We start from the raw sequence: 23572 nt of genomic DNA, 5'->3' as shown, positions 1-23572 counted from the left end.
TTTACTTTTATGTTTAATCGTCATAGCCTAATCTATCAAGAGCATCATCAACCATGTCATCAAGAACATCAAGTTCCTCATCTCTTGTTGATATTTGTTTTTGTTTTTCCACAAACTCATCTCTTGTTATTTTTCCAGCTTTATATTCATTTTCAATAATATCTTCTTGGTCATCAAGATATTCTTCTTCTATTTCTATCTGTCTTTTTTGATTTAAAAGTTCTTCAACTGTTGTTCCTAAAACAAAGTTGTTATTTTGAGAGTAATTTTCTTCCATATGGTCTTCAATATCATCTTCCATATCATCTAAGGCATCTTTTTTAATTTCCAATTCTTTTTTTGCATTTTTAAATTCATCTGTACCTATTTTACCAACTCTATAATCAGCTTCAAGAGCATCAATTTCAGCTTCCACAGCATTTTTTTCAGCTTTTACATCTTCATATGATTTATTTTGTTGTGTTTCTGATGAAGTGTTCTGGGTATTTTGTGTGTTTGTTGTATTGTTTGTGTTAGATGTATTAGAAGTATTAGAAGTATCAGATGTATTTATTGTATCATCTGTGTTAGATGTATTGGATGTATCTGTTGTATTTTCATTATTTTCCTGTGATGATATAAGACTATTTTCAGATATTTTTTGAGTCATTTTAGTTCCGCTGGAATTTTGACAACCTGTAATGAGAAGTAATATTGTTATACTTGTTAATAAATATCCTTTCATGATAAAATCCTCCTATAAACCTTTTTAATTATTATACAATTAAAATATGAGAAAAACATTAAAAGGAGGAATTTTTTTGAGAATTTTAGTTGCGGAGGATGAAAGAGACCTTCTTGAAATTACTGTTAAAAGACTTAAATCTGACGGCTTTGGTGTTGACGGTTGTGAAAATGGAGAGGACGCTCTCTATTATATAGAAAATACAAAATATGATATGGCTGTTCTTGATATAATGATGCCTAAAATTGATGGTTTGACTGTTTTAAAAACATTGAGAGCAAGGGGAAATGCTATACCTGTCTTGCTTTTGACAGCTAAAGACTCTATAAGTGACAGAGTTGAAGGACTTAATTCTGGTGCTGATGATTATTTAATAAAACCTTTTGCCTATGATGAGCTTATAGCTAGAATAAGAGCCCTTTTAAGACGAAATTCAACTGAAAAAACTGATGTTTTAAAAGTTGCAGACCTTATAATAGAGCTTTCTACAAAAAAAGTGTCAAGAGGAGGAAAAGAGATTGTACTTTCTGCCAAAGAATTTTCACTTTTGGAATATCTTATGAGAAATAAAGGGGCTGTATTGTCAAGGGGACAGCTTGAAAATCATGTTTGGGATTATGGCTTTGAAGGTGGAAGTAATATAGTTGATGTATATATAAGATATTTGAGAAAGAAAATTGATGAGCCTTTTGAAGTAAAACTTATACATACTATAAGAGGTATGGGATATACCATAAGGGAGGTTTTATGAAAAAATTTTTGTCAATAAAAGCAAGAGTTACAATGTGGTATACTTTTTCAATGCTTATAATAACAAGTCTTGTTGTAGTTTTTTTAATATCTTTTTCACAACAATTTTCAAAAAAACAACTTCAAGAAAAAGTTATTGATATAGTTACCGATACAGTACAAAATGTAAATTTTCATAATGGTGTTATGGATACTGATATGGATTTTTATAATAATGGTGTGTCTCTTTTTATATATGATATAGACGGTTATTTAATTGCACCTAGAGTGAATAAAGGTATACAAGTGGACTCTCTCCTTGAGGACCAAACAGTTAAGATTGTTGATAGTATAGGAGAAAAATGGCTTGTATATGACCTTTTTGCTGCTAAAGAAAATACAAATTTTTGGGTAAGGGGAATAGTGTCAATGTCAGGCACAAGACAGACTTTAAGTTATATGAGTTTTGCAGCATTGGCAATACTTCCTGTGTTTGTATTTATCATAGCTTTTGGAGGATTTAAAATAACAAAAAAGGCTTTTGAACCTATAAAAAATATTGCTGAGACTGCCGACACAATAAACTCTGGAAATGACCTTTCAAGTCGTATAAAAATTGAAAACATGAATTCAAAGGATGAACTTTCCCACCTTGTAAGAACAATGAATGATATGTTATCGAGATTACAACAATCCTTTGAAACTGAAAAACAGTTTACTTCAGATGTATCCCACGAACTTAGAACACCTATTGCTGTTATGATTTCACAGTGTGAGTATGCTCTCTCTGGAAAAGCCTCTAATGATGAGAAGGAGGAGGCTTGGGAGGCTGTATTAAAAAATTCAAAAAGAATGTCTGATATGGTTTCTCAACTTTTAATGTTTGTTAGAGCGGAAAATGGAAAGTTTAAACCTCATATGGAGAAAACAGATATTACAAGTTTGTGTGAAATGATAATACTTGATATGGAGGTTATGGCAGAGAAAGCAGGTATAAAATGCGAAAGTGATATTAAAAAAGATGTCTATGCTGTCTGTGATGAAGTTTTAATTGCTAGACTTATAACAAATCTTATTTCTAATGGTATAAGATATAATAAGCCTTCAGGAAGTGTTAAACTTTCATTAGATTGTGATGATGACTTTGTTATTATAAATGTAAGTGACACAGGTATAGGCATAAAAAAAGAAAACTTGGAAGATATATGGAATAGATTTTATAGGGTTGATACATCAAGAAGTGGAGAAGGTACAGGTTTAGGCTTATCAATGGTTAAATGGATAGCTCAAATACATGGGGGAAATGTTTCTGTTGATAGTGTTTTTGGCATAGGAAGTCAGTTTACAGTTAAAATACCTATTGATATTAAAAATTAAAATATTAATTTATTTTTTAATGTTCCTTTAATATTTCAAATATATACTCAAATTACAATAAAGGTTGAAAAAATTAATCCATTAAGGGGGTATATATTATGAAAAAATTATTATCAATAGCTTTAGCTACAACATTAATTATTACAGCTTTTGGTTCTTACCATGTTTTTGGTGAAAGCTCCTCTCTCACAGCTGATGAGGCATTAAAAATTGCAAAGGAACAAATTCCTTATAAATTATCTGAAACTAGTGTTCATATGTTTACAGAAAATGATTATGAAGATTTTGAAGTTCGTTTCTATGATGAAAAAAATTATGAATACCATGAAATAGAAGTTAATAAAAATACAAAAAGCATAACTTCAATAGATACAGAAAAAATTTATGATGATGGAGATGCTAATGTTAAAATAACAAAAGAAAAGGCTATGGAAATAGTAAAATCTGAATGGCCTAATGCAACAATACTTTCCACAAAAACAGATTTTGATGATGATGACAAAAAATATAAATATGAAGTTGAGTTTAAATCAAATGATGCTTATGGAGAATATAAAATAAATCCGTCAACAGGAGTTATTATTGAGAGAGATATAAATATTGTAAAAGGCATAGGAAATATAATAACATTTTCAGAGGCAAAAAATGCTGTTTTAAAAGTTTTACCTAATTCAGTTGTTAAAGATATAAATCTTGAACATAATAATGGTTCAATATATTATGAGGTTGAACTTTTTTATCCAACAAACAATATTGAATATGTTGTTGTAGTAGATGGACAAAACGGAAATATACTCTGGAAAGGCATTGAAGATGATTATGACGATGATATAAATTATGGAAATAATAATTATACACAGTATATTACTTATAGTGAAGCAAGAAATATTGTTGCTAAAAAACTTCCTAATGGCAATATAAAAACAATAAACTTTAATTTTGATGATGAAAATTCTGTTTATTATGGTGTAGTTGAAAAAGATAGTGTTAATTATACATTTTCAATAAATGCTATAACAGGTAATATTATATCTTGGGAAAAAGGTGCTGTTGAAAACAGTTCAACAAAATATATAACTTTAGAGAAAGCAAAATCAATAGCCCTTGGAAAAGTACCTAATGCAAATATAACAAAAATCAAATTTGAATATGATGACGGCAGAGCTGTATATGAAGGTGAAATGTATAAAGAAAATTTTGAGTATGATTTTGAGATAGATGCTGTTACAGGAAATATTACAGATTGGGACGTTGACGGATATGATGATTGGCATGATGATTATGATGATAAATATGATGATGACTATTATGATGACGACTATGACGATTATTATACTGTAAGTAGTACATCTTATAAAACTTATGATGAAATTAAAAGCATAGTTCTTGCAAAAGTTCCTGGTGGAACAGTTAAAGAAATTGAATTTGATTACGATGACGGCAAAGCTGTTTATGAAGGTGAAATCCGTAAGGGCAATATGGAATATGAATTTAAAGTTAATGCCACAAATGGAACAATAATTGAGTGGGAAGCAGATTATGATGATTAATTAAATGTATTAAAAAATTGTGCAGACATTTGTCTGCACTTTTTTATTTTAACATTATTTTAATATAAAAAATTTTGCAATATTAATATTATTGGTTATAATATTATATAAATTAAAGGGGGGAGAGTTTATGAAAAAAATATTGTGTATTGCTATTTTGATATTTATATCACTTACAGGATGTAGTTATGGCAAAACACAACTTAGTGATAATACATATATAAATAATTTATACAGTGATAAAAATATGATAACTCTTAATAATTCAAAGTATGATGTTGAGGATAAAAGCGAAACTATGACAGCTAAGGAATATGGAATAGGTATTACTGTTACAGAAACCCTTCAACAATTTATAATTGACAAAAAAGTTAGTGGTACAGTTTCGCCTTACTTTGTTAGAACATCATATATAACAGAGAGTAGCAATAATATATTTTCAATACTTAAAGCTAATGAAAAAAATTTTACTGTTGAGGAACAGCAAGAGTATATTGACTCAGCTCAACAATCTGTTTTTGATATTTTCGGTGTTTTTTGTAAGCCTGAAAATAATACTCAGGCGGAGTATTATTACACTATATTTGCGGGGATTTATGATAATATAGAAGTGTTGGGAACCTATGAGGGGAATACATATTATTTTGGATATAATACCGATTATTCAGAAAAAATTTTGACAGAAAATGAGGTAAAAGATATAAATAAAATTGTTGATGAAATTAATGATTACAGAAACGGAGTTGCTATATTTCCACCTGTTATTGAAACTGAATAATAATTAAAAAAGGTCGCTTTTTGAAAATAAGCGACCTTTAAAATACAAAAATATAAAACACAAAACGGAGACGGTGGGATTCGAACCCACGTGCCCTTTCGGACAAACTGATTTCGAGTCTTTAAAATTGAGTTGTTTCTAGTGTTTTTATGTGTTGGTTTGTGTTAATAAGTGATAGCTAAAACCCTTGAAAATACTGGCTTTTAAGGCAAAAAACAGCGGAAAATTAGACTTTTATCCAACCATAGAAAAAAGCTGATTTCATATTGTTTTGTTAGCATTTTGTTAGCAGATATTATTTATTAAATCGTCTATCTTAGGTCAAAAGACCATACAGAAAGAGTAAAACCTCTTACTGTATGGTCTTTTTCTGTCTGGAGGAATGCTTATGAAATTAACACGACCTTTTGTTATGGTGGAAAGAGATGTTCTCTTTGATTCAGAATTAACTTATCTTGAAAAATTAGTTTATTGTATTTTGTGTGCCTTTTCTGATAATGACACACGTACATGCTATCCGTCTTATAATACTATAGCTGAGAAAGTTGGCTGTTCTAAAAAGACTGTCATACAGTGTGTTTCTTCTTTGTGTGAAAAGGGGTGGATACAGAAAAAACAACAACGTACAAAAAATGGAGGTCACAAAAGTAATATATATTTTCTTTCTAAGAAATCAGAAAATATAAGTTCACCAAATAGCCAAATAAAAAATGAATATACATCAACTACTTCTTCTGAAAACTCTAAATCGAAAAAACAAGTTGAATATGATTATAAGTTAGAGGAAATAAAAGAACAAATTGATTATGAATATTTTGTTGAGAATATGCCAGATAACATTTATATGGTTGATTTTATTTGTAGGTGTATTCCTGAGCTTTATAATAAATCTTCTTCAGAAGATAAGAAATTATTGAAAGAAGTTAGCAGTTTAGATATATTGGGATTTTTACAGCATATTGCTTGTAGAAATTATTCTGATAAAAAGAATTTAAAAGCATATTTGAAAACGATGTTTATGGAATATTTACAGACTGAAAAATTGCTTATTTCAACAGCTGTCTATCCGAAGATATGATAGATGAGTATAGTTATATGTTTATAGTTATTTAGTATAGTTTGGGTGAATATGGGAAACAAGTGAGGTGAACGTAGGAAACAAGTGTAGTGTAATGTTTACACAATATGGATGTATTAATTATACTAGAAAGTAAAATGAAAGGGCGGTTTAATTTCTAAATATTGGTATAATTAATTGTAAATTGAAGTGTAATTTGGTTTTTGATATAATAAAAACAATAGAAACATAAAATAAGAAAAAATATCATGCCTGTTTGTTACAATAAATTATGGAAAATTCTCATAGAGAAGAGAAATCTAAAGCTTTTGTTTGTGAATTATTGAAATTATTATTGGACAAATACATAGATAAGGGGATTTATGAAGTTAAGTTTGAAGTTTGATTTATTCTAAACCTGTAAAAAGTTATTAATGTTTTGAAATTAAAGTTGGGTATTTAAAAGCGTTAAAGAAATTGAAATTGATAATTTGTATAGAAGAGGTAATATAAATGGGAAAAATGTCATCATGGCACGTTGGTATAGCTGCAGAGGCGTTTGTTGCTGCACAATTTGCAAGATTGTGTTACGATGTATCTGTTCAATATGGAGCAAATCAACCAGAGTATGATTTGATTGCTGTTTCTGGAGATAAAATGTTAAAAATTTCGGTAAAGGGTAGTCAAGATGGTAGTTGGGGGTTGACTCAAAACTACAAAAAAGGTTGTGATTATCATGAAGCAGTTCAAAAATGGTTAGATAGTCATAATAAAAAGACTATATTCTGTTTGGTGCAGTTTAAAGGAATAAGGGATGATGAAATGCCACGAATGTATCTTGCATCTCCTGTTGAATTTGCAGAAGTGTTAAATGTTTCTGCTGGTGGTCGTGGTGATACAATTCTTTATGAATATCACAAATGGGGATCTCGTGCCGCTGGAAGTGGAACAATAGACCGTATTCCAGAAGGGTGGGAATTTACTGCTGAACGTGCACAGTATATGTTTGAAACATATGGATAATAAGAATAAAAGTTTATAATCATGGGAAAATTATAGTTTACTAGTATAATATAATTGCAACACATTGTTAGAATAATATGAACATATTAATATTATAATTATTCAAGAAGGATATGTTATATCAGTACGTTATAACAAAGAACTTAAAATACAAGTTATAAAAGTCTATATTGCTAGTGATAGGTCTATTATATAACAAAAGTGGTGGTATTTTAAGAGATAACCACCACTTTTGTTAGTTTATATTTCTAATTTTTGATCTCTATTTCTCCATTGAGTAATTCAGTTGTTTTCATAAGTGTACTATACTTAAATGGAGATGTTTGTAATAAAAAACCGTTTCCACAGTTTGCCTTTAAAGGTTCTTTTTCACCATCGATAATAATTCTCCATTCATTTTGATTTTTATAAGATAAACCTTTTACAAAATATCTATCAATCCAACTTCCAGTTGTTCTATATTCTTCTGTATTATCAAAATCATAGAGATTTCTATAAAGAATAGGTCTTGAATCATATACTATTTTCTGTTTGTTCAAATCTGTTGATGATTTTATATGATCTAATAATTCTGTAGACCAAAGTAATAAAACATAATCTCCAAAGTCTTTAATTGATGACTTAAATATATCTTTAAAATGCCATTTGTTATTCTTAACATTATCCAAAATTTCTATGTTAATCATTGCAGCACAGAACATCATAAGATTTTCATCATCTAATATTGATTCTATTGCTATATCAGGATATGGAAGTGTTTCAAAAATATTCTTACCTTCGCTATTAAATATTTTAATATCTGTTGGATTAATAGGAATTTTCCCTTCCATTGAATCTCCTCTATAATCAGTTCCGTCATTTCGATATGCCTGAATTGAATTAAAAAATATATTGCCGTTTTGAAGCTGTTCTAAATGATTTTTATTTCCAAATTTTGCAATTAAAAAATTGTTAGAACTATTCATTTCCATCAACTCCGTTTTTTCTAATTATATCATAGCTTTTAAAAAACAATATAATATATTTTTACAAAAGAAAAATATTGATATTATTATATTTTTGCTTTTACTCTGAATTACTAAAGATATAATAAAAATCTAAAACTTAATTTATTGAAATTTGAGTTAACATCTAATTTTAAGTTTTTAGATACCATAAATTTGAAAAATAAGTTAATTTATGCTAATATAATACTCGATTAGTTACATAAAAGAATATGTTTGTAATGGATATATAACATAATTTAATAAAAAATATGATTATAAAGTTTTATATAAAGTTAATTGATATTTTGAGAATACGAAACTAAATTTAATTAGATAAATAATATGGATTAGATTAGAGATATTGTTTATATCATATTAAAGTAATATAAGGGGGTATTATTTTGATTGAAAACGGGGGTACAGAAGAAATAACAAAACATGATAAAGTAATTTCTCTGTTTCAATTTATTGCAGAACTTAATAAGTTAAAACAAAAAGTGGTATTAAAAGCAAAAGATTATCAGTGGTATCGTTCTATTGCATCTTTTCCAAAGGACTCTGAAAATATAAAAGTATATTATCGTGATTATGTACAGGAAAACGACACAGAACAGCCTATGGATATTTTATTAGCTGTGCATAAACCAGAATTTCAACATTGTCCTAAACCAAGTGAAGATATTTTAAAATGGTTAAATGATGGTTGGAATGATTATCATATAGAAGTTTCCATAAAAGAATATAATAATATTAATCCTGTATTAAGTGAAGAAGACACAGAAGAAGAACCTTTAGAGAATTTCTATGACAATCCTAAGCGTGTAGAAGATTTTCATAAATGGTTGGAAGATAGAAAAGTTTGGGCAACAAAACAAAAAACTTATGATGATACGAGAAGTTTTTTTACAGAATTATATAAAATTTCTGTGGATTTAGAACGAGACTCAGAAACTTTAGAACTAGTAGTTGCAGATGGATTTATTCGTGATAAAAATAATCCTGAAATTGACCATCCTATTTTAACAAAACGTGTAAAAATCTATTATGATGATATGGAAAATACTATTTATATTAAAGATACAGATGTGACAACAGAATTATATACTGTTCTTTTTCAAAATATGGAAGATATAAATCTTGGAACAATAAATTATATGAATGAATACTTAAGACAAAATGATTATCACCCTTTGGATAGAAACGAATTACCAGTATTTTTTCAGAGATTTATTCATCAACTTTCAGGAGAAAGTATTTATTCAGACGAAGGAATTCCAAAAGAATGGGAAGAACAAGAGCGTTTATTAATGTATAGAAATCCTTGTTATATTTTACGAAAAAAATTAGATGGTGCATTAAAAACTATTGAACAAATTATTGAAAATATAGAAGAAACAGATGTTATTCCTAATCCAATTAAAGATATTGTAGATGGTGGTAAAATTGATATTCTGGAAGAAACAGGAGAAGTTTCTGTTGAAGAACAGTTAGCAGCTGTTGGTGGGGAGAGTGTCAATATTTTATTGTCTAAGGAAGCAAACAAAGAACAGTTGGAAATTGCTCAACGTATAGAGAGATACAATGCTGTGTTAGTTCAGGGACCACCAGGTACTGGCAAAACACATACTATTGCAAACTTAATGGGACATTTTCTAGCACAGGGAAAAAGTATTTTGGTAACAAGTCATACACAGAAGGCTTTAAGTGTATTAAAAGAAAAATTGGTACCAGGTTTACAGAGTCTTTGTGTTTCAATGTTAGATGATTCAAATATAGATATGGAAAAATCTATTGATGGTATTACAGAATACATGTCACATTTTACATCATATGAACTAAAGAATGACATGGAAAAGTTAGCACAGGAACGAACAAAAGTAATTAATGACCTTGCTGATGTTCGAAAAAAATTATTTGCTATGATTTATAAAGAATGTAATTGTATTGTGTATCAAGGAGAAAGTGTTTCTCCTTCTGAAGCTGCTGCTTATGTGTTAGAACATCAAGAAAAATTATCTTATATACCAGGTAAAGTTCGTTTATATGAACCATTACCACTTAATTTTGCGGAATTAAATGACTTATACCGAAGTAATGGCGAAATAAGCTCTATAGATGAAATGGAGTTAAGTGCAAATTTGCCTAATCCAAATGAATTAATGTCTATAATTGAATTTGAAGAGGTTATGCAGCATTTGCACGATGCTAATAGAAATTTGGATAATATATCTAAGAAAAATATATGGAAAATAGAAAATTTAATAAGAGAAAGAACGGTTTCTATAAAAGGGGAAGATATTGAATTAAACTTAAATTATCCAAATCAAGAAGCTGTTAAAAAGTTAAAATCTTATATTAGTACCTTTTCTGGCTTTGAACCGTGGAAGTTACATTGTGCAGTTGACGGAAAAAAAGGTGGTCAGTATAGACAATTATGGCTTATTTTAATAGAACAGATTGAAAAAACATGTGAATATGCAGAAAAAATATTAGCAGAAAGATTTGGTAAAGATATAAGAATTTTAAATAAAGACCCTGAGTATGTTGAAGCAGTAAAACAGTTACATGAAAAGTATAAACAAAATAGTAAAATCAGTAAATTAACACTTTTTCTAAATAAAAATTTAGGAATTGCGTTAGATGGTGCAACCGTTGATAGACATAAACCTCAAAATGTAGAAGACTGTAATCTTATTATTCAAACTATAGAGATGAACACAATAAGAGAGCAATGTGCTTCTTATTGGAATAATTTGATTGGAAAATACGGTGTACCATTGTTTTATGATTTAGATATTAATGAACCAGAACGTGTGGCAGCAAATTATATATCTTGGATAAAGAGATATCTTGATTGGTATGATAACGAATATACAGATTTAGTAGATTATATTAATGGTGTCAACATTCCTTGTGATATAGTTTTCAAAAAAAATCCATTGGATTCAGAAATAGTTGCAACAGAAAAGATTTTACACTCAATGAATTATATAATTCCTTCTATTTGTGATGTATTTGATGAAATAAATACTATTGACCATATATATCAACAATTAGAAAAAAATAAAAATATTTTGACACTTGATAAGAGAGTGGCATCAAATATTTGTAAAGATATTTTAAAAGCCATAGAAAATGGTGATATTTCTATGTATCGTAATGCATATAGGGTTTTGGAACAAATTTATGTAAAATATGATTTACAAAGAAAGAGAGAAGAATATTTGAATAAATTATCACCTATTGCTTTTGAGTGGGCAGAAGCTATTCGAAATCGAACCGGAATTCATGGTCTTGAAGTTATGCCTTCAGATTTGGAAGAAGCTTGGAAATGGAAGCAATATTATGGCATAATTGAGGAAATTACCTCAGAACCTTTTGAAGAATTGCAAAAGAAAAGTCTTTTTTTAAGTAAAGAGTACAGAGATATTACAGCAAAATATGCAGAAAAATGTGCTTGGTATCAGCTTTTAAAAAGAACAGAGCATGATATTGACATGAAACAAGCTTTAATAGGGTGGAAACAGACTGTAAAAAAAATTGGTAAAGGAACAGGTAAAAATGCACCTATGTACCGTGCTGAGGCAAGAAAACTCATGATAAAATGTCAAAATGCTGTTCCAGCTTGGATTATGCCGATTAGTAAAGCCTTAGAAAATCTTAATCCGAAAGAGAATAAGTTTGATGTAGTAATTATTGATGAAGCTAGTCAATCAGATATTTCGTCTCTAGCAATATTATATATGGGAAAAAAACTTGTTATTGTAGGTGATGATAAACAGGTAAGTCCTATGGCTGTAGGAGTTGATATAGAAAAAATTAATAGCTTAAAAGATATGTATATAACTGACAAAATTCCAAATGCACATTTATATGATGCTAAAACTTCTATTTATGATATTGCAGCTACAACATTTCAACCTTTAATGTTACGAGAACATTTTCGTTGTGTACCGGAAATTATTGGGTTTTCAAATAAATTTTCTTATGATTTCAAGATAAAACCACTTCGTGATGGTAGTAAAAACTTGTTGAAACCTGCTGTAATAAATTATCGTGTAGAGAATGGTGAGCGTGTTGGAAAAACAAATCCAAATGAGGCTAAAGCTATTGTGGCACTTATGAAAGCATGTATGGAACAGCCAGAATACTGTGATAAAACTTTTGGTGTTATTTCTTTATTAGGAGATGAACAAGTAAAAAAAATTCAAGAAGAAATATATAATAATATTGATATAAAGGAATGTAATAAACGTCGTATTTTATGTGGCAATGCCTCTAACTTTCAAGGTGATGAACGTGATGTTATATTCCTTAGTTTAGTAGATTGTTCAAATGGAAATGGTCCTTTGACAAAACAGGGATATGGCACAGAAGATTCTTATCGAAAACGATATAATGTTGCAACTAGTCGTGCTAAAGACCAATTATGGGTTGTTGATTCTATTGACCCTGCTAATGACTTAAAGCCTGGAGATATTCGTAAAGAATTGATTGAGTATTCATTACACCCTGAGGCAATAACAGAACTTCAAGCACAAATTGAGAAAAAATCAGAATCTCCATTTGAAGCTGAAGTTGCAAAATATCTTTCTGCAAGAAATTATCACTTAGTACAACAATGGCAAGTTGGTGCTTACCGTTTAGATATGGTTGTTGTATGTAAAGATAAAAAAATTGCAATAGAATGTGATGGAGAGCGTTATCATAGCGGAGAGGCAAAAATTAGAGAAGATATGGAAAGACAAACTGTTTTAGAACGTCTTGGTTGGCAGTTTATTCGTATTAGAGGTAGTGAGTATTATAGAAATCCGGATGGTACAATGGAAAGAGTTATTCGTCAATTAAAAGAATTAGATATTGAACCGGAAACATATATGACTTCTGAGGAAAACAATAAAAATAGAACAGATTTATTATTAAAAATAAAACAGCGTGCCCATGAAATTTTATCTGATATATCAGATGACACTTTTCAAAATCATGTCATTTCTGCGGCATTAGACCCTAAGAATTATATGATTGGTGATTTTATTTTTGATGAAATAGACATGTAAAATAATAAATACAAAGCTGTTTTTTAAATATAGTAAGGATAGATAATTATTATTGTACTCTTACCAATAATTTATAATTGTTGGTAAGAGTAATTTTTTAATAATTCAAATTTATTATATTTTTATAAAGTATTTTCTGTTTTTATCCCATTTTTATTCCTTGAGCTTTTTTCTTTTCTTGTATTTTCTGTCGTAACTTATGTTCTATAATATCTATATCTGCATCTTGTTTTTTGTAATCTTCTTCAATTATATTACTAACTTCTTTAATCAACTGTATAAAATGATTTTTGATTATATCATTTTTTATTTGATTATTATGATTTTGTGTTTCATTTTGCATATTACTAATTTCTAATGCAGTTTTAAGTACAAGATTTTTGATATTTATAAACTCAGGCTCATCAGAAAAAGAGTGTCTTGCATAGTTTTTACCGTCATAGAAAGATAAGATTTCGTCTTTTAATTCCAACCACGATTGATAAAGAGAATCTATTTTTTTATCTTTGCTGATTTCAGAAATGATTTCATCTACCAAAAGTTTATTTTCTTTGGCGAGACGACCATAGACTTTTTTATGTTTTGCTGTCTTAAGGTTCTTTGCCAAGGCTAATAACAATGCCTGTACATAAGCATTTTCCCCACTTTCCAAAGATAACGATTTTTCCAGAAAGTTTTTACAGTTATCACGAATACATTTACGCATCTCATCTTTCTGCTCATAGAGATGATAAAATTCATCGTGAAAAATCTCGTGAGCAAAGGTACTTCTCAAGTTTTCAATACCTTTTTTGGTCAGATAACCTTCTTTTGGATTTTTGGAATAGCACATAATATGTACATGAGGGTGATGACCTTCGTTATGAAATGCACCATACCAAACAAGATTTTCAGGTTTAATTCTCATTTCTTTTGCTATTGATAAAGATTTTTGTATGATTAAATTTCTCCAAGTTTTAGCATTATCATACCCTAATCTTTGAGCATCTTCTCGTTTTAGTGAAACAACAAAGTTCCAAATACGTCCCTGATATTCTGCGGCTTTCTTTTGTACTTTTTGTAAATGGATTTTTTCATTACTATCATTCCAAAGGGCGTGTCCTTGTTCTGTAAACTCTGCTCCAGGACGTTTAGCCAAGTAAGCAATATATTTTTTTATATCATTTCCATGGTATATATTAGTTTCAGCAATTTTATGAATGAGATTTTCTGCTGTATGACAGTTAGGATTTATTTTATAAGCCTGATATTCCTGTGTACATTCTTCTTTAAGTTTTACAGATTTTTTTAGTTCTTTTTCTATCCATTCCTTTTGTAGTTCTGAAACTTCATGGGAGATAGGGTGGGAGTATCTTTCTGAGTTTGGTCTTGTGGCGATATATTTTACATAGTTTTTGATTTTTCCCTGAGAAATATTTTTCATATACCTTGCAGTAAAAATGATTTTTGCCATAAGTATACAACCTCATTTCTATTATTTTTCATGTCTTATTATATCTTCTAAAGATAAAGCACCATTTATATTTTTGACTTCCTTTTCACATACTCTATGAAGTTGAGTCAGCGTTTCTTCGTCTATCTGACAGTAAAAAGAAAGTATTCTTTGTAGTTTTGCTAGTTCTACTGCTATTCTGAATGTCTGGTTTGAGAGTCTGCTCTCAGAAGATTTTACTGATGACTCTACTAATTTTTGAATTTGTTCTCCTAATACTAATTTATCTTTATCTGCGGAAAGATATCCAACATAATATTTTATGGCCTTTTCAATAAATTCATTTCGGCTTCGGCAATCATCTATTGCCATACCGGCAGCACAAATATTGGCTGTTTCTTCCGAAAGTCTAACAGTAAATGTATGTTTTATATTATCTTTTTGCAATTTTCTTCACTCCTTTTGAAAAACATTTGACGTCGGTAACGATGTCGGGCATAAAGTCCCTATTTCCTAAGGTAAAACCTAATTTTTTCTATAATAAAGTGCTGTTTTTGGAGTCTGTAACTTATTTATGACACCAAATTTCGGTGGCAATAAATCTCCGCACTGCGGTGATTTGAGGAATTTGTGGCGGAACAAGACACCGCCACTTTAACCTGCAATCTTTTTGGAGCATAGATATTGTCTATTTACTTTTCATATTTTCAACTATTTCTAAATTCCCGTTTTTCTGTGGCTTTTACATCTAATCGGCTATTTACTCCATAGTCTGAATAAAACGCCACACAGGGGCAAACAACGGGGTAAATGTGCATGATTAATTATTTTTCTAATTGTTTTTTATTTTTATTTCTGCTTTTATAAACATGATAACGGTTTCTACACTTATGTGAGCAGTATTCAATTCTTATATCTTCACGATAAAAATATTTTCCACAATGTTTACATATAGCTATGGGACTTTCTTTCTGACCTAATGCAATCAAACAAGCTGTTTCTATTATCATTGTTAGACTATTAAATATCCAATAGGTTCCTAGTGTGGGATAATACTTTATCACATATGGAACACCAACATGATGAAAGTTTTCTATTTTTTTCATTAACATAAATTTTTCTAGTGGATTATATTTAGGGTCATATATCATTTCTTTTGCACGGAAATGTTCATACATTTCTTGTAAAAAACAAATAGCCCAGTCAACAGGTTCACAATAATTTTTTGAAAATATCAATTCATATACAGGAGAACGCCCCAAAGTTTTGGCTGTTCCAAAAATATTTTCTTTACTTGGTTCTATTTGAAATTGTTCAATATATTTTTTTGTGTCCATTGTGGTGTTTGAAAAAATAAAGTATTCATTTTCTGTAAGAAAAACAGTACTTTCTAAGTAAAAATTTTCATTTACAGGTAGATACATTATCCAGCCTAATAAACCATACTTTGATACAAAATCAAAAACAGTTTTTTTAATTTTTTCATATTTTTCAGTATCGGCAACTATCTTTCCCATATTTAAAACATCAGATATTAATTCTTCTTCATTTTCAATAGGGTCATACCATTCAGCTACTGAATTTTTACTTGGCACAATATAATCACAATTTTTTATTTTAATAATTTCATAAGATGAATATTTTTTCCACTTTGAAATTCTATTTTCATATATTTCTTTTATCTTTTTCATTATTGCTATGTCCTTTCTTAAATTGATATTTTCATATGACTTTTTGCTCTCTCACGTATTTTACGGATATTTCTTTCACTGCTACCAAATATTCTAGCAATATCCCTTACTGAAAAACCATGGATATAAAATAAAAAAACAACTTTTCTTTGCATTGTTGTTAGAGTCATCAATGATTTTGACAGCTCTTTACTTTCTGTCAGCTGATATAAATCAGCAGAGCTTTTTGAAAAAATCCAATCTATCCAGTTTTCATCAGTGGTGCTCAATTTAAGTTTTATTTTTGATGAAATATAGTCATCATTATCATTTTGGCATTGACACAAAGTTATATCAAGCATATCACGTTTTTCCTTGTGTCGGCGTTCATTACATTTTTCAGTGTTGTCAAGTTCATCTAATACAGTTTTCCATTTTTCAATCAACAGTTTATCTTGATTTGTAAGTATTTCTTGGTTCATTAAATCATTGTATGTATCAATAATAATCACCTTCTTTTAAAATGTTTCGATACGTGATACCGTTTTTTATATTTTCACCGTCTTTATTATATAAGTAATAGTTTTAAGCAGTTATACTATTACTTTTTTAATATTATAACACAAAACGTAAAGTGGGGGATATAATATGACGCAAATTTCATCAAAAAATGATTATTTTAAAATGTTTCGCTCATATCCTGATGTAGTTCATGTAGAAGATATGCGAAAAATGCTTGGGGGGATTGGTAGAACTACTGCTTATGCTCTTTTAAAAAGTGGAAAAATGCAATCTGTGAAAATAGGACGTATGTATTTAATTCCAAAAGTCAATATCATTAAATTTCTATATGAAAACAATAAATAAAAAGAAACAATAAAAAAGACTGTTAAAAACTATCCGACTATGGTAATATACCAAAACACCTTAGATGGACGATTTTTAAAGAAAGGAGAATTTTTATGGTAACAGGAAGTATTTATGAAAGAAACGGAATTTATTATGCTGTTGTCAGCTATTATGTTAATGGCAAAAGAAAACAAAAATCTGCAAGTACAGGTTTATCTATAAAGGGAAATAAAAGACGTGCTTTAGAATTTTTGGAGAATATGAAACGCACATACGAAACACAAGAGTCAATGGAAAATATGGACGGCAGTAGAATTTTTATAAATGATTACTTAGATGAGTGGCTTAAAATTATAAAGCCTTTAGTGGAACGTGCCACATATAAAAGTTACAGCAATATGATTGAAGCACGAATAAAACCTCATTTTAAGAAATTAAACTTGCTTTTAACAGAAGTTGAACCTAAACACATAAAAATGCTTTATGATGAAATTTTAGAACAGGGATATACAACAAATACAGTAATTCATTATCATGCTGTACTTCATCAGGCACTTGCCTATGCTGTGAAAAATGATTATATACCAAGTAATCCTGTTGAACGTGTAAAACGTCCTAAGAAAAATAAGCACATTGCAAGTTTTTATACCAAGGAAGAAATTTTGACTTTGTTAGATGTTGCAAAAGACGACCCTATTTACATACCAATAATTTTAAGTGCATATTATGGATTTCGTAGAAGTGAAACTATTGGTATGCGTTGGAGTGCTATTGACTTTGAAAATAAAACAATTACAGTAAATCATAAAGTTATAGAGCTTACTGAAAACGGAAAAACAATTGTTTATGCTGAGGACAAGCTGAAAACAAAATCTAGTTACCGAACACTTCCATTAATTCCAGTTGTTGAAGAAAATCTTTTGAAGCATAAAGCAAAGCTTGAGCGTAACAGGAACTTATTTGGAAACAGTTTTTGTACAGAATATTTAGACTATGTTTGTGTAAATGAAATGGGAAAACTTTTTCGTCCTAATTTTGTAAGTGACCATTTCAGAATATTATTGAAAAAATATGGATTAAAGAAAATAACCTTTAAAGAATTAAGACATAGTTGTGCCAGTATGCTTGTATCAGAAGGAATATCTATGAAATCAATTCAAGAATGGCTTGGACATTCTAACTTTTCTACAACAGCAGACGTATATTCTCATATTGATTATCATTCAAAACAACTGTCTGCTGATGCTATTGGTAATGCATTAAAAAGTAAATAAATTATTAATATAGATTGAAATAAAAAAGAAACCTTGAATTATCAAGGTTTCAATAAGCGGAGATGGTGGGATTCGAACCCACGTGCCGCTATTAACGACAAACTGATTTCGAATCAGACCCGTTACAACCACTTCGGTACATCTCCATATTAATATTAAATTATTTTTAAAAAATCAGAAAAATTATTCTGTTAGCAATTTGTTAGCATTTTAGCTTTTTTCTATTTAATATATTTGCTGAAAGCCTTATATTTAGCTATTTTCAGGCATCTGTTATTAAATATACCTATTGGATTTCGAGTCAGCCTCGTTATGACCACTTCGATACGTCTCCATTAATTAGACTACATTATATAATAAATGTATATTAATACATTGTCAAGAAAAATGCAATTTACCCTGTATTTATAGAGTTTTTTGTGATAATATAGTTAGGATTGATTATAGGAATAGAGGGAATTTTTATGAATAAATTTATAGGACATTTTAAGACAATAACATACCATAAATGGCTTGTAATGCAATACTGCTTTAAAATGGGACTTTTTAAACAAGGAATTTTACATGATATGTCAAAGTATTCTTATACAGAGTTTATTGTGGGAGCTAAATATTTTCAAGGGAATAGAAGCCCTAATAATGCAGAGAGGGAGGATATAGGATATTCTTCTTCATGGTTACATCACAAAGGCAGAAACAAACATCATTATGAGTATTGGATAGATTACAGCGGAAGAAAAGACGCACCTTTAACAGGTATGAAAATACCTGAAAAGTATGTCATAGAAATGCTTGCAGATAGAATTGCAGCTTGTAAAGTTTACCAAAAAGAAATGTATACAGATAGTAGCCCTTTGGAATACTATATGCAGGGAAGGGATTTTGTGATAATGCACCCTAAGGCTCAAAAACTTTTGGAAAAGCTTCTCTGTATGCTTTCTAAAAAAGGCGAAAAATACACTCTTGATTATGCAAGAAAACTTGTAAAGCAAATTAATAAAGGTAAAAAACTTTATTAAAAAGTAGGTAAATTGTAAGAATTTATAAAATTTTATTTTTATATTTCCTGTGTTATAATATATATATAAATTAACTGTATTTAAGTTAAAATTTTCTTGAAATATATTAATTTATAATATAGAATATTTAAAGTATTATTTCAGCATTAATTATATGTTTGAGAGAAATACAAGGAGGAATGAAATATGAAGACTTTTAAGAGATTTGCAGCAGCTATTATGATAGGTATTATGGCAGTTTCTTTCACTGCTTGTAATAATGATAAAAATGATAGCAAAAGCACTATGACAACAGAAACTGTAACAGCAGAAAGTGTATTTGACAAGGCTTTGGAAAATATTAAAAATACATCAAGCTATACAGCTACAACAAAAGTTGACGGTACTCTTACAGGAGGCGGAGTTGATTCAAATGTTTTAGTTGAGTCAAATATAGATTTTATTGCAGACCCTCTTTATATTAAAAAGACTGTATCAGCTGATGAGGGAACAGGACAGGCTACAACTTCAGAGACTTATGTAACTGTTGAAGGTGATGATGTTCATACTTATAATACTAATGGTGGACAGTGGACACACCAGAAAAAAACTATTGAACAGTATGCAGAGTCTTATGACAATGAAGACATTAGAAAAGATATAGAGACAATTCTCACACTTGCTGATAATATTACAATGGACGAGAATACAAAAAATGATGATAGAATAAAACTTACTGCTACAATACCAGCAGAAAAAATTTCAGAGCTTATAAATGAGCTTAATGCATTTTCATATGTAGGTTTTTCAGGTTATTCAGAGGAGTCCTATGAAGGTGTTGAGCCTATTGAATTCACAATGTATGTTGACTCTGAGACAGGAAATATTGCTGAAATAAATTGCAATCTTGAAAAAACACTTCAAACTCTTATAGATAATATAATAGCAAGTTTCCCTGAAGGTTCAGGAGTTACAAAGCTTACAGCAGAGAAATATACAATAGACATTGTTATGTCAAACTATAACTCTGTGGAAATGACAGAAATACCAGAGGCAGCTCTTTCAACAGCTGTTTTCGGTTCATAATCAATAATTAATAATTAAAAAACCACTGCCTTTGCAGCGGTTTTTTATTGGAAAAATAAATATATATTTTAAAAAGGAGAATTTATAAATGATAGGAGCACATGGCGTTTCACTCCAGTATGGAGGTAGAACACTTTTTAAAGATGTTAATGTTACTTTTACAAAGGGTAACTGTTACGGTCTTATAGGTGCAAATGGCACAGGAAAATCAACTTTCTTAAAAATACTTGCAGGAGATATTGAGCCTAACAAAGGTGAAGTTTCAATTACACCAGGTGAGAGACTTGCAGTTTTAAAACAGGACCACTTCATGTTTGATGATTTTATAGTTGTTGATGCGGTTCTTTATGGACATAAGAGACTTTTTGATATTATGAAAGAAAAAGAAGCTCTCTATGCAAAACCTGATTTCAATGATGAGGACGGTATAAAAGTTTCTGAGCTTGAAGCTGAATTTGCAGAGCTTGACGGTTGGACTGCTGAGTCTAATGCTGAAATACTCTTAAATGGTCTTGGAATTACAAATGAATTTCATTATGTTCCAATGAGTGAACTTACAGGTAATCAGAAGGTTAAAGTTCTTCTTGCACAGGCTCTTTTTGGAAACCCTGATATACTTCTTCTTGACGAGCCTACTAACCACCTTGACCTTGCATCTATAAAATGGCTTGAAAACTTCCTTATGGACTTTGAAAACACTGTTATAGTAGTTTCTCATGACCGTCATTTCCTCAATAAAGTATGTACTCATATTGCGGATATTGACTACGGTGCAATTACTATGTATGTAGGTAACTATGATTTCTGGTATCAGTATACACAGATGACACAGAGACAGCTTAGAGACGAGAATAAGAGAATTGAACAGAAAATGAAAGAACTTCAAGAGTTCATTCAGCGTTTCAGTGCTAATGCGTCAAAATCAAAACAGGCTACATCAAGAAAGAAACTTCTTGATAACCTTCAGATGAATAATATTAAACCTTCTTCAAGAAAATATCCTTTTGTAAACTTTAAACAGGATAGAGAAGTTGGAAATGACGTTCTTGAAGTTAGTGGAATTTCAAAAACAATAGGTGACAGAAAAGTTTTAAATGATGTAAGCTTTATTGTTTCACCTAACGATAAAATCGCTTTTGTTGGTGATGATGAAATTGCAAGAACAACACTCTTTAAAATACTTATGGGTGAAATGGAGCCAGACGAAGGAACATTTAAGTGGGGTATAACAACATCAACAGCTTATTTCCCTAAAGATAACAGCGAATATTTCGACAACTTTACAGAGTCTCTTATAGAATGGCTTAGACCATACGCTAAACCAGGCGAACAGTACGACTCAGACATAAGAGGCTGGCTTGGTAGAATGCTTTTCTCTGGTGAGGAGGCTTTAAAAGCTGCTAATGTACTTTCAGGAGGAGAAAAAGTTCGTTGTATGCTCTGTAAAATGATGATGTCAGGAGCTAATGTACTTATACTTGATGAGCCAACTAACCACCTTGACCTTGAGTCAATTACAGCATTAAATGAAGGTCTTTGTGATTATAAGGGAACACTTCTCTTTGACTCCCATGACCACCAGTTTGTTCAAACAATAGCAAACAGAATTATCGAAATACTTCCTAATGGAATTATTGACAGACGTGAAACATTTGACGAGTATATCGACAATGAGGACGTTGACGCTATGAGAGCTAAACTCAGCTAATTTATATAAATAATTAAAATAGGTTGTTCCTTTTTTATAGTTATGATATATTTATCAGAGAAAAAGGGACAGCCTTATTTTTTATATTTAATTTATATTAAGAGGTGTAATTATTATGATAAACGGAAAAATCAATCTTAGAAGTGACACTGTAACAATACCTACTGAAAAAATGCGTAAAGCTATGTTTGAAGCACCTGTGGGTGATGATGTTTACGGTGAAGACCCTACAATAAATAAACTTGAAAAACTTGCCGCTGAAAAGTTTGGAAAAGAGGCTGCTATATTTGTTCCTTCTGGTACAATGAGTAACCAGTTAGCTTTATTTGTTCATGCTGATAGAGGAACAGAAGTTATACTTCCAGATAGATGTCATATTGTACAGCATGAGGCTGCTGCTGCCTCAATAATAGCAGGAGCACAGCTTAGATGTATACAGACTATAAAGGGCGGTGAAATGCCTCTTGATGCCGTTGAAGATGCTATAAGAAAAGACCCTGATGATATTCATCAGCCAAGAACTTCTCTTATTACATATGAAAATGCAGACTCTGACGGACGTGTTAGAAGTGTTGAGTATATGAAAAATATAAAAGAGCTTGCTGATAGTTATAGAATACCTGTCCATGTGGACGGTGCAAGAATTTTCAATGCCGCTTGTGTTCTTGGTACAGATGTAAAAGAACTTTCAAAATATTTTGATACTATATCTGTATGTCTCTCAAAGGGACTTTGTGCACCTGTTGGCTCTGTACTTATAGGAAGTAAAGAGTTTATTGAAAAAGCAAGAAGAAAAAGAAAAATATTGGGCGGTGGAATGCGTCAAGCTGGAATACTTGCTGCTGCTGGAATTGTTGCCCTTGAAGAAATGACAGACAGACTTAAAGAAGACCATGAAAATGCAAAATATTTTGCAGAAAGACTTTCAGAGATAAAAGGAATTGAAGTGTTTAAAGATAGAGTTGAAATTAATATGGTATTCTTTAAACTTAAAGATTACAGACTTTCAGCAGATAGTCTTGTAAGATACCTTGATGATAATGGTGTTTCAATTAATGGTGAAGATAATGGTATAATGCGTTTTGTAACAAACTATTATGTTTCAAAAGAGGAGATTGATACAGTTATTGAACTTATGAAATTAGCTGAATAATTGTATTTTTTTAAAAACAGAGTTGTATTTTTTTTCATACACTCTGTTTTTTTATTTTAAATATATTCTGTGTTTTGAATACAGTATAAAATTGTATTTGATTTTGTACAATGTGACAAGG

General features: G+C 29.9%; 19 protein-coding genes and 1 tRNA gene. 13 read left to right on the top strand and 7 right to left on the bottom strand.

Features of this window, described 5'->3' with window-relative positions:
- Window positions 1–13: 13 nt before the first annotated feature.
- Window positions 14–724 (bottom strand): hypothetical protein, encoded by a 711-nt coding sequence (locus tag B5E58_RS00515; protein ID WP_088107721.1) that lies wholly within the window; start codon window positions 722–724, stop codon window positions 14–16.
- 76 nt (window positions 725–800) lie between these two features.
- Here B5E58_RS00515 and B5E58_RS00510 point away from each other — a divergent pair, with 76 nt between their 5' ends.
- The 6 genes from B5E58_RS00510 (at window position 801) to B5E58_RS00485 (ending at window position 7238) form a co-directional block, all read left to right on the top strand.
- On the top strand, window positions 801–1475 hold the full coding sequence (locus B5E58_RS00510; protein WP_088107720.1) for a response regulator transcription factor: 675 nt from the start codon (window positions 801–803) through the stop codon (window positions 1473–1475).
- Window positions 1472–2830 (top strand): ATP-binding protein, encoded by a 1359-nt coding sequence (locus B5E58_RS00505; protein ID WP_088107719.1) that lies wholly within the window; start codon window positions 1472–1474, stop codon window positions 2828–2830. Before B5E58_RS00510 ends, B5E58_RS00505 begins: the two co-directional genes overlap by 4 nt.
- 98 nt (window positions 2831–2928) lie before the next feature.
- Complete coding sequence (locus B5E58_RS00500; RefSeq protein ID WP_088107718.1) at window positions 2929–4380, top strand: PepSY domain-containing protein; 1452 nt, start codon at window positions 2929–2931, stop codon at window positions 4378–4380.
- A 130-nt stretch (window positions 4381–4510) separates the two neighbouring features.
- Window positions 4511–5158, top strand: a complete 648-nt coding sequence (locus tag B5E58_RS00495) for a hypothetical protein (protein ID WP_088107717.1) — start codon at window positions 4511–4513, stop codon at window positions 5156–5158.
- 388 nt (window positions 5159–5546) lie between these two features.
- Window positions 5547–6236 (top strand): helix-turn-helix domain-containing protein, encoded by a 690-nt coding sequence (locus tag B5E58_RS00490; protein ID WP_158097625.1) that lies wholly within the window; start codon window positions 5547–5549, stop codon window positions 6234–6236.
- A gap of 492 nt (window positions 6237–6728) precedes the next feature.
- Window positions 6729–7238, top strand: a complete 510-nt coding sequence (locus B5E58_RS00485; RefSeq protein WP_206608530.1) for a hypothetical protein — start codon at window positions 6729–6731, stop codon at window positions 7236–7238.
- Window positions 7239–7486: 248 nt separating this feature from the next.
- Here the strand turns inward: B5E58_RS00485 and B5E58_RS00480 are convergent, their stop codons facing one another.
- Complete coding sequence (locus tag B5E58_RS00480) at window positions 7487–8203, bottom strand: hypothetical protein (RefSeq protein ID WP_088107715.1); 717 nt, start codon at window positions 8201–8203, stop codon at window positions 7487–7489.
- 422 nt (window positions 8204–8625) lie between these two features.
- Between B5E58_RS00480 and B5E58_RS00475 the strand changes: the two genes are divergently transcribed.
- Entirely contained in the window at window positions 8626–13281 is a 4656-nt protein-coding gene (locus B5E58_RS00475; RefSeq protein ID WP_088107714.1) for an AAA domain-containing protein, read from the top strand.
- Between the two features lie 142 nt (window positions 13282–13423).
- Here the strand turns inward: B5E58_RS00475 and mobP3 are convergent, their stop codons facing one another.
- The 4 genes from mobP3 to B5E58_RS00455 all read right to left on the bottom strand — a co-directional run bounded on the left by mobP3 (window position 13424) and on the right by B5E58_RS00455 (window position 16895).
- The gene (gene mobP3 / locus B5E58_RS00470) at window positions 13424–14734 is read right to left on the bottom strand and encodes a MobP3 family relaxase (RefSeq protein WP_088107713.1); all 1311 of its coding nucleotides are present in this window, start codon (window positions 14732–14734) and stop codon (window positions 13424–13426) included.
- Between the two features lie 21 nt (window positions 14735–14755).
- Complete coding sequence (locus B5E58_RS00465) at window positions 14756–15160, bottom strand: hypothetical protein (RefSeq protein ID WP_088107712.1); 405 nt, start codon at window positions 15158–15160, stop codon at window positions 14756–14758.
- A gap of 377 nt (window positions 15161–15537) precedes the next feature.
- Entirely contained in the window at window positions 15538–16404 is an 867-nt protein-coding gene (locus B5E58_RS00460; protein ID WP_088107711.1) for a hypothetical protein, read from the bottom strand.
- Window positions 16405–16421: 17 nt separating this feature from the next.
- A complete protein-coding gene (locus B5E58_RS00455; protein ID WP_143597223.1) occupies window positions 16422–16895 on the bottom strand; it encodes an RNA polymerase sigma factor in 474 nt (157 codons plus the stop codon).
- A 136-nt stretch (window positions 16896–17031) separates the two neighbouring features.
- On the opposite strand from B5E58_RS00455, the gene B5E58_RS00450 reads away from it, so the two are divergent.
- Window positions 17032–17250: a helix-turn-helix domain-containing protein gene (locus tag B5E58_RS00450; protein WP_088107709.1), complete on the top strand. Its 219-nt coding sequence runs from the start codon at window positions 17032–17034 to the stop codon at window positions 17248–17250.
- A 95-nt stretch (window positions 17251–17345) separates the two neighbouring features.
- Complete coding sequence (locus tag B5E58_RS00445) at window positions 17346–18506, top strand: site-specific integrase (protein ID WP_088107708.1); 1161 nt, start codon at window positions 17346–17348, stop codon at window positions 18504–18506.
- 57 nt (window positions 18507–18563) lie between these two features.
- On the opposite strand, the gene B5E58_RS00440 is transcribed toward B5E58_RS00445, so the two are convergent.
- A tRNA-Ser gene (locus B5E58_RS00440) sits at window positions 18564–18652 on the bottom strand.
- 318 nt (window positions 18653–18970) lie between these two features.
- Between B5E58_RS00440 and B5E58_RS00435 the strand changes: the two genes are divergently transcribed.
- The 4 genes from B5E58_RS00435 (at window position 18971) to ltaE (ending at window position 23451) form a co-directional block, all read left to right on the top strand.
- Window positions 18971–19525, top strand: coding sequence for a DUF5662 family protein (locus B5E58_RS00435; RefSeq protein ID WP_088107707.1), 555 nt, complete (start codon window positions 18971–18973; stop codon window positions 19523–19525).
- Window positions 19526–19711: 186 nt separating this feature from the next.
- Window positions 19712–20590: a DUF6612 family protein gene (locus B5E58_RS00430; RefSeq protein WP_088107706.1), complete on the top strand. Its 879-nt coding sequence runs from the start codon at window positions 19712–19714 to the stop codon at window positions 20588–20590.
- A gap of 88 nt (window positions 20591–20678) precedes the next feature.
- The gene (locus B5E58_RS00425) at window positions 20679–22298 is read left to right on the top strand and encodes an ABC-F family ATP-binding cassette domain-containing protein (RefSeq protein ID WP_088107705.1); all 1620 of its coding nucleotides are present in this window, start codon (window positions 20679–20681) and stop codon (window positions 22296–22298) included.
- Between the two features lie 115 nt (window positions 22299–22413).
- On the top strand, window positions 22414–23451 hold the full coding sequence (gene ltaE, locus B5E58_RS00420; RefSeq protein WP_088107704.1) for a low-specificity L-threonine aldolase: 1038 nt from the start codon (window positions 22414–22416) through the stop codon (window positions 23449–23451).
- Window positions 23452–23572 lie beyond the last annotated feature (121 nt).

The sequence above is a fragment of the Tyzzerella sp. An114 genome (genome assembly GCF_002161055.1).
Lineage (GTDB): Bacteria > Bacillota > Clostridia > Lachnospirales > Anaerotignaceae > Fimicola > Fimicola cottocaccae.
This window is presented reverse-complemented; position numbering and strand designations above follow the sequence as displayed.

Coding starts and splice junctions, on each gene's coding strand:
- B5E58_RS00450 (WP_088107709.1), top strand. CDS start 17,032: ATGACGCAAATTTCATCAAAAAATGATTATTTTAAAATGTTTCGCTCA.
- B5E58_RS00500 (WP_088107718.1), top strand. CDS start 2,929: ATGAAAAAATTATTATCAATAGCTTTAGCTACAACATTAATTATTACA.
- B5E58_RS00495 (WP_088107717.1), top strand. CDS start 4,511: ATGAAAAAAATATTGTGTATTGCTATTTTGATATTTATATCACTTACA.
- ltaE (WP_088107704.1), top strand. CDS start 22,414: ATGATAAACGGAAAAATCAATCTTAGAAGTGACACTGTAACAATACCT.
- B5E58_RS00480 (WP_088107715.1), bottom strand. CDS start 8,203: ATGAATAGTTCTAACAATTTTTTAATTGCAAAATTTGGAAATAAAAAT.
- B5E58_RS00425 (WP_088107705.1), top strand. CDS start 20,679: ATGATAGGAGCACATGGCGTTTCACTCCAGTATGGAGGTAGAACACTT.
- B5E58_RS00485 (WP_206608530.1), top strand. CDS start 6,729: ATGGGAAAAATGTCATCATGGCACGTTGGTATAGCTGCAGAGGCGTTT.
- B5E58_RS00430 (WP_088107706.1), top strand. CDS start 19,712: ATGAAGACTTTTAAGAGATTTGCAGCAGCTATTATGATAGGTATTATG.
- B5E58_RS00515 (WP_088107721.1), bottom strand. CDS start 724: ATGAAAGGATATTTATTAACAAGTATAACAATATTACTTCTCATTACA.
- B5E58_RS00490 (WP_158097625.1), top strand. CDS start 5,547: ATGAAATTAACACGACCTTTTGTTATGGTGGAAAGAGATGTTCTCTTT.
- B5E58_RS00460 (WP_088107711.1), bottom strand. CDS start 16,404: ATGAAAAAGATAAAAGAAATATATGAAAATAGAATTTCAAAGTGGAAA.
- mobP3 (WP_088107713.1), bottom strand. CDS start 14,734: ATGGCAAAAATCATTTTTACTGCAAGGTATATGAAAAATATTTCTCAG.
- B5E58_RS00435 (WP_088107707.1), top strand. CDS start 18,971: ATGAATAAATTTATAGGACATTTTAAGACAATAACATACCATAAATGG.
- B5E58_RS00505 (WP_088107719.1), top strand. CDS start 1,472: ATGAAAAAATTTTTGTCAATAAAAGCAAGAGTTACAATGTGGTATACT.
- B5E58_RS00445 (WP_088107708.1), top strand. CDS start 17,346: ATGGTAACAGGAAGTATTTATGAAAGAAACGGAATTTATTATGCTGTT.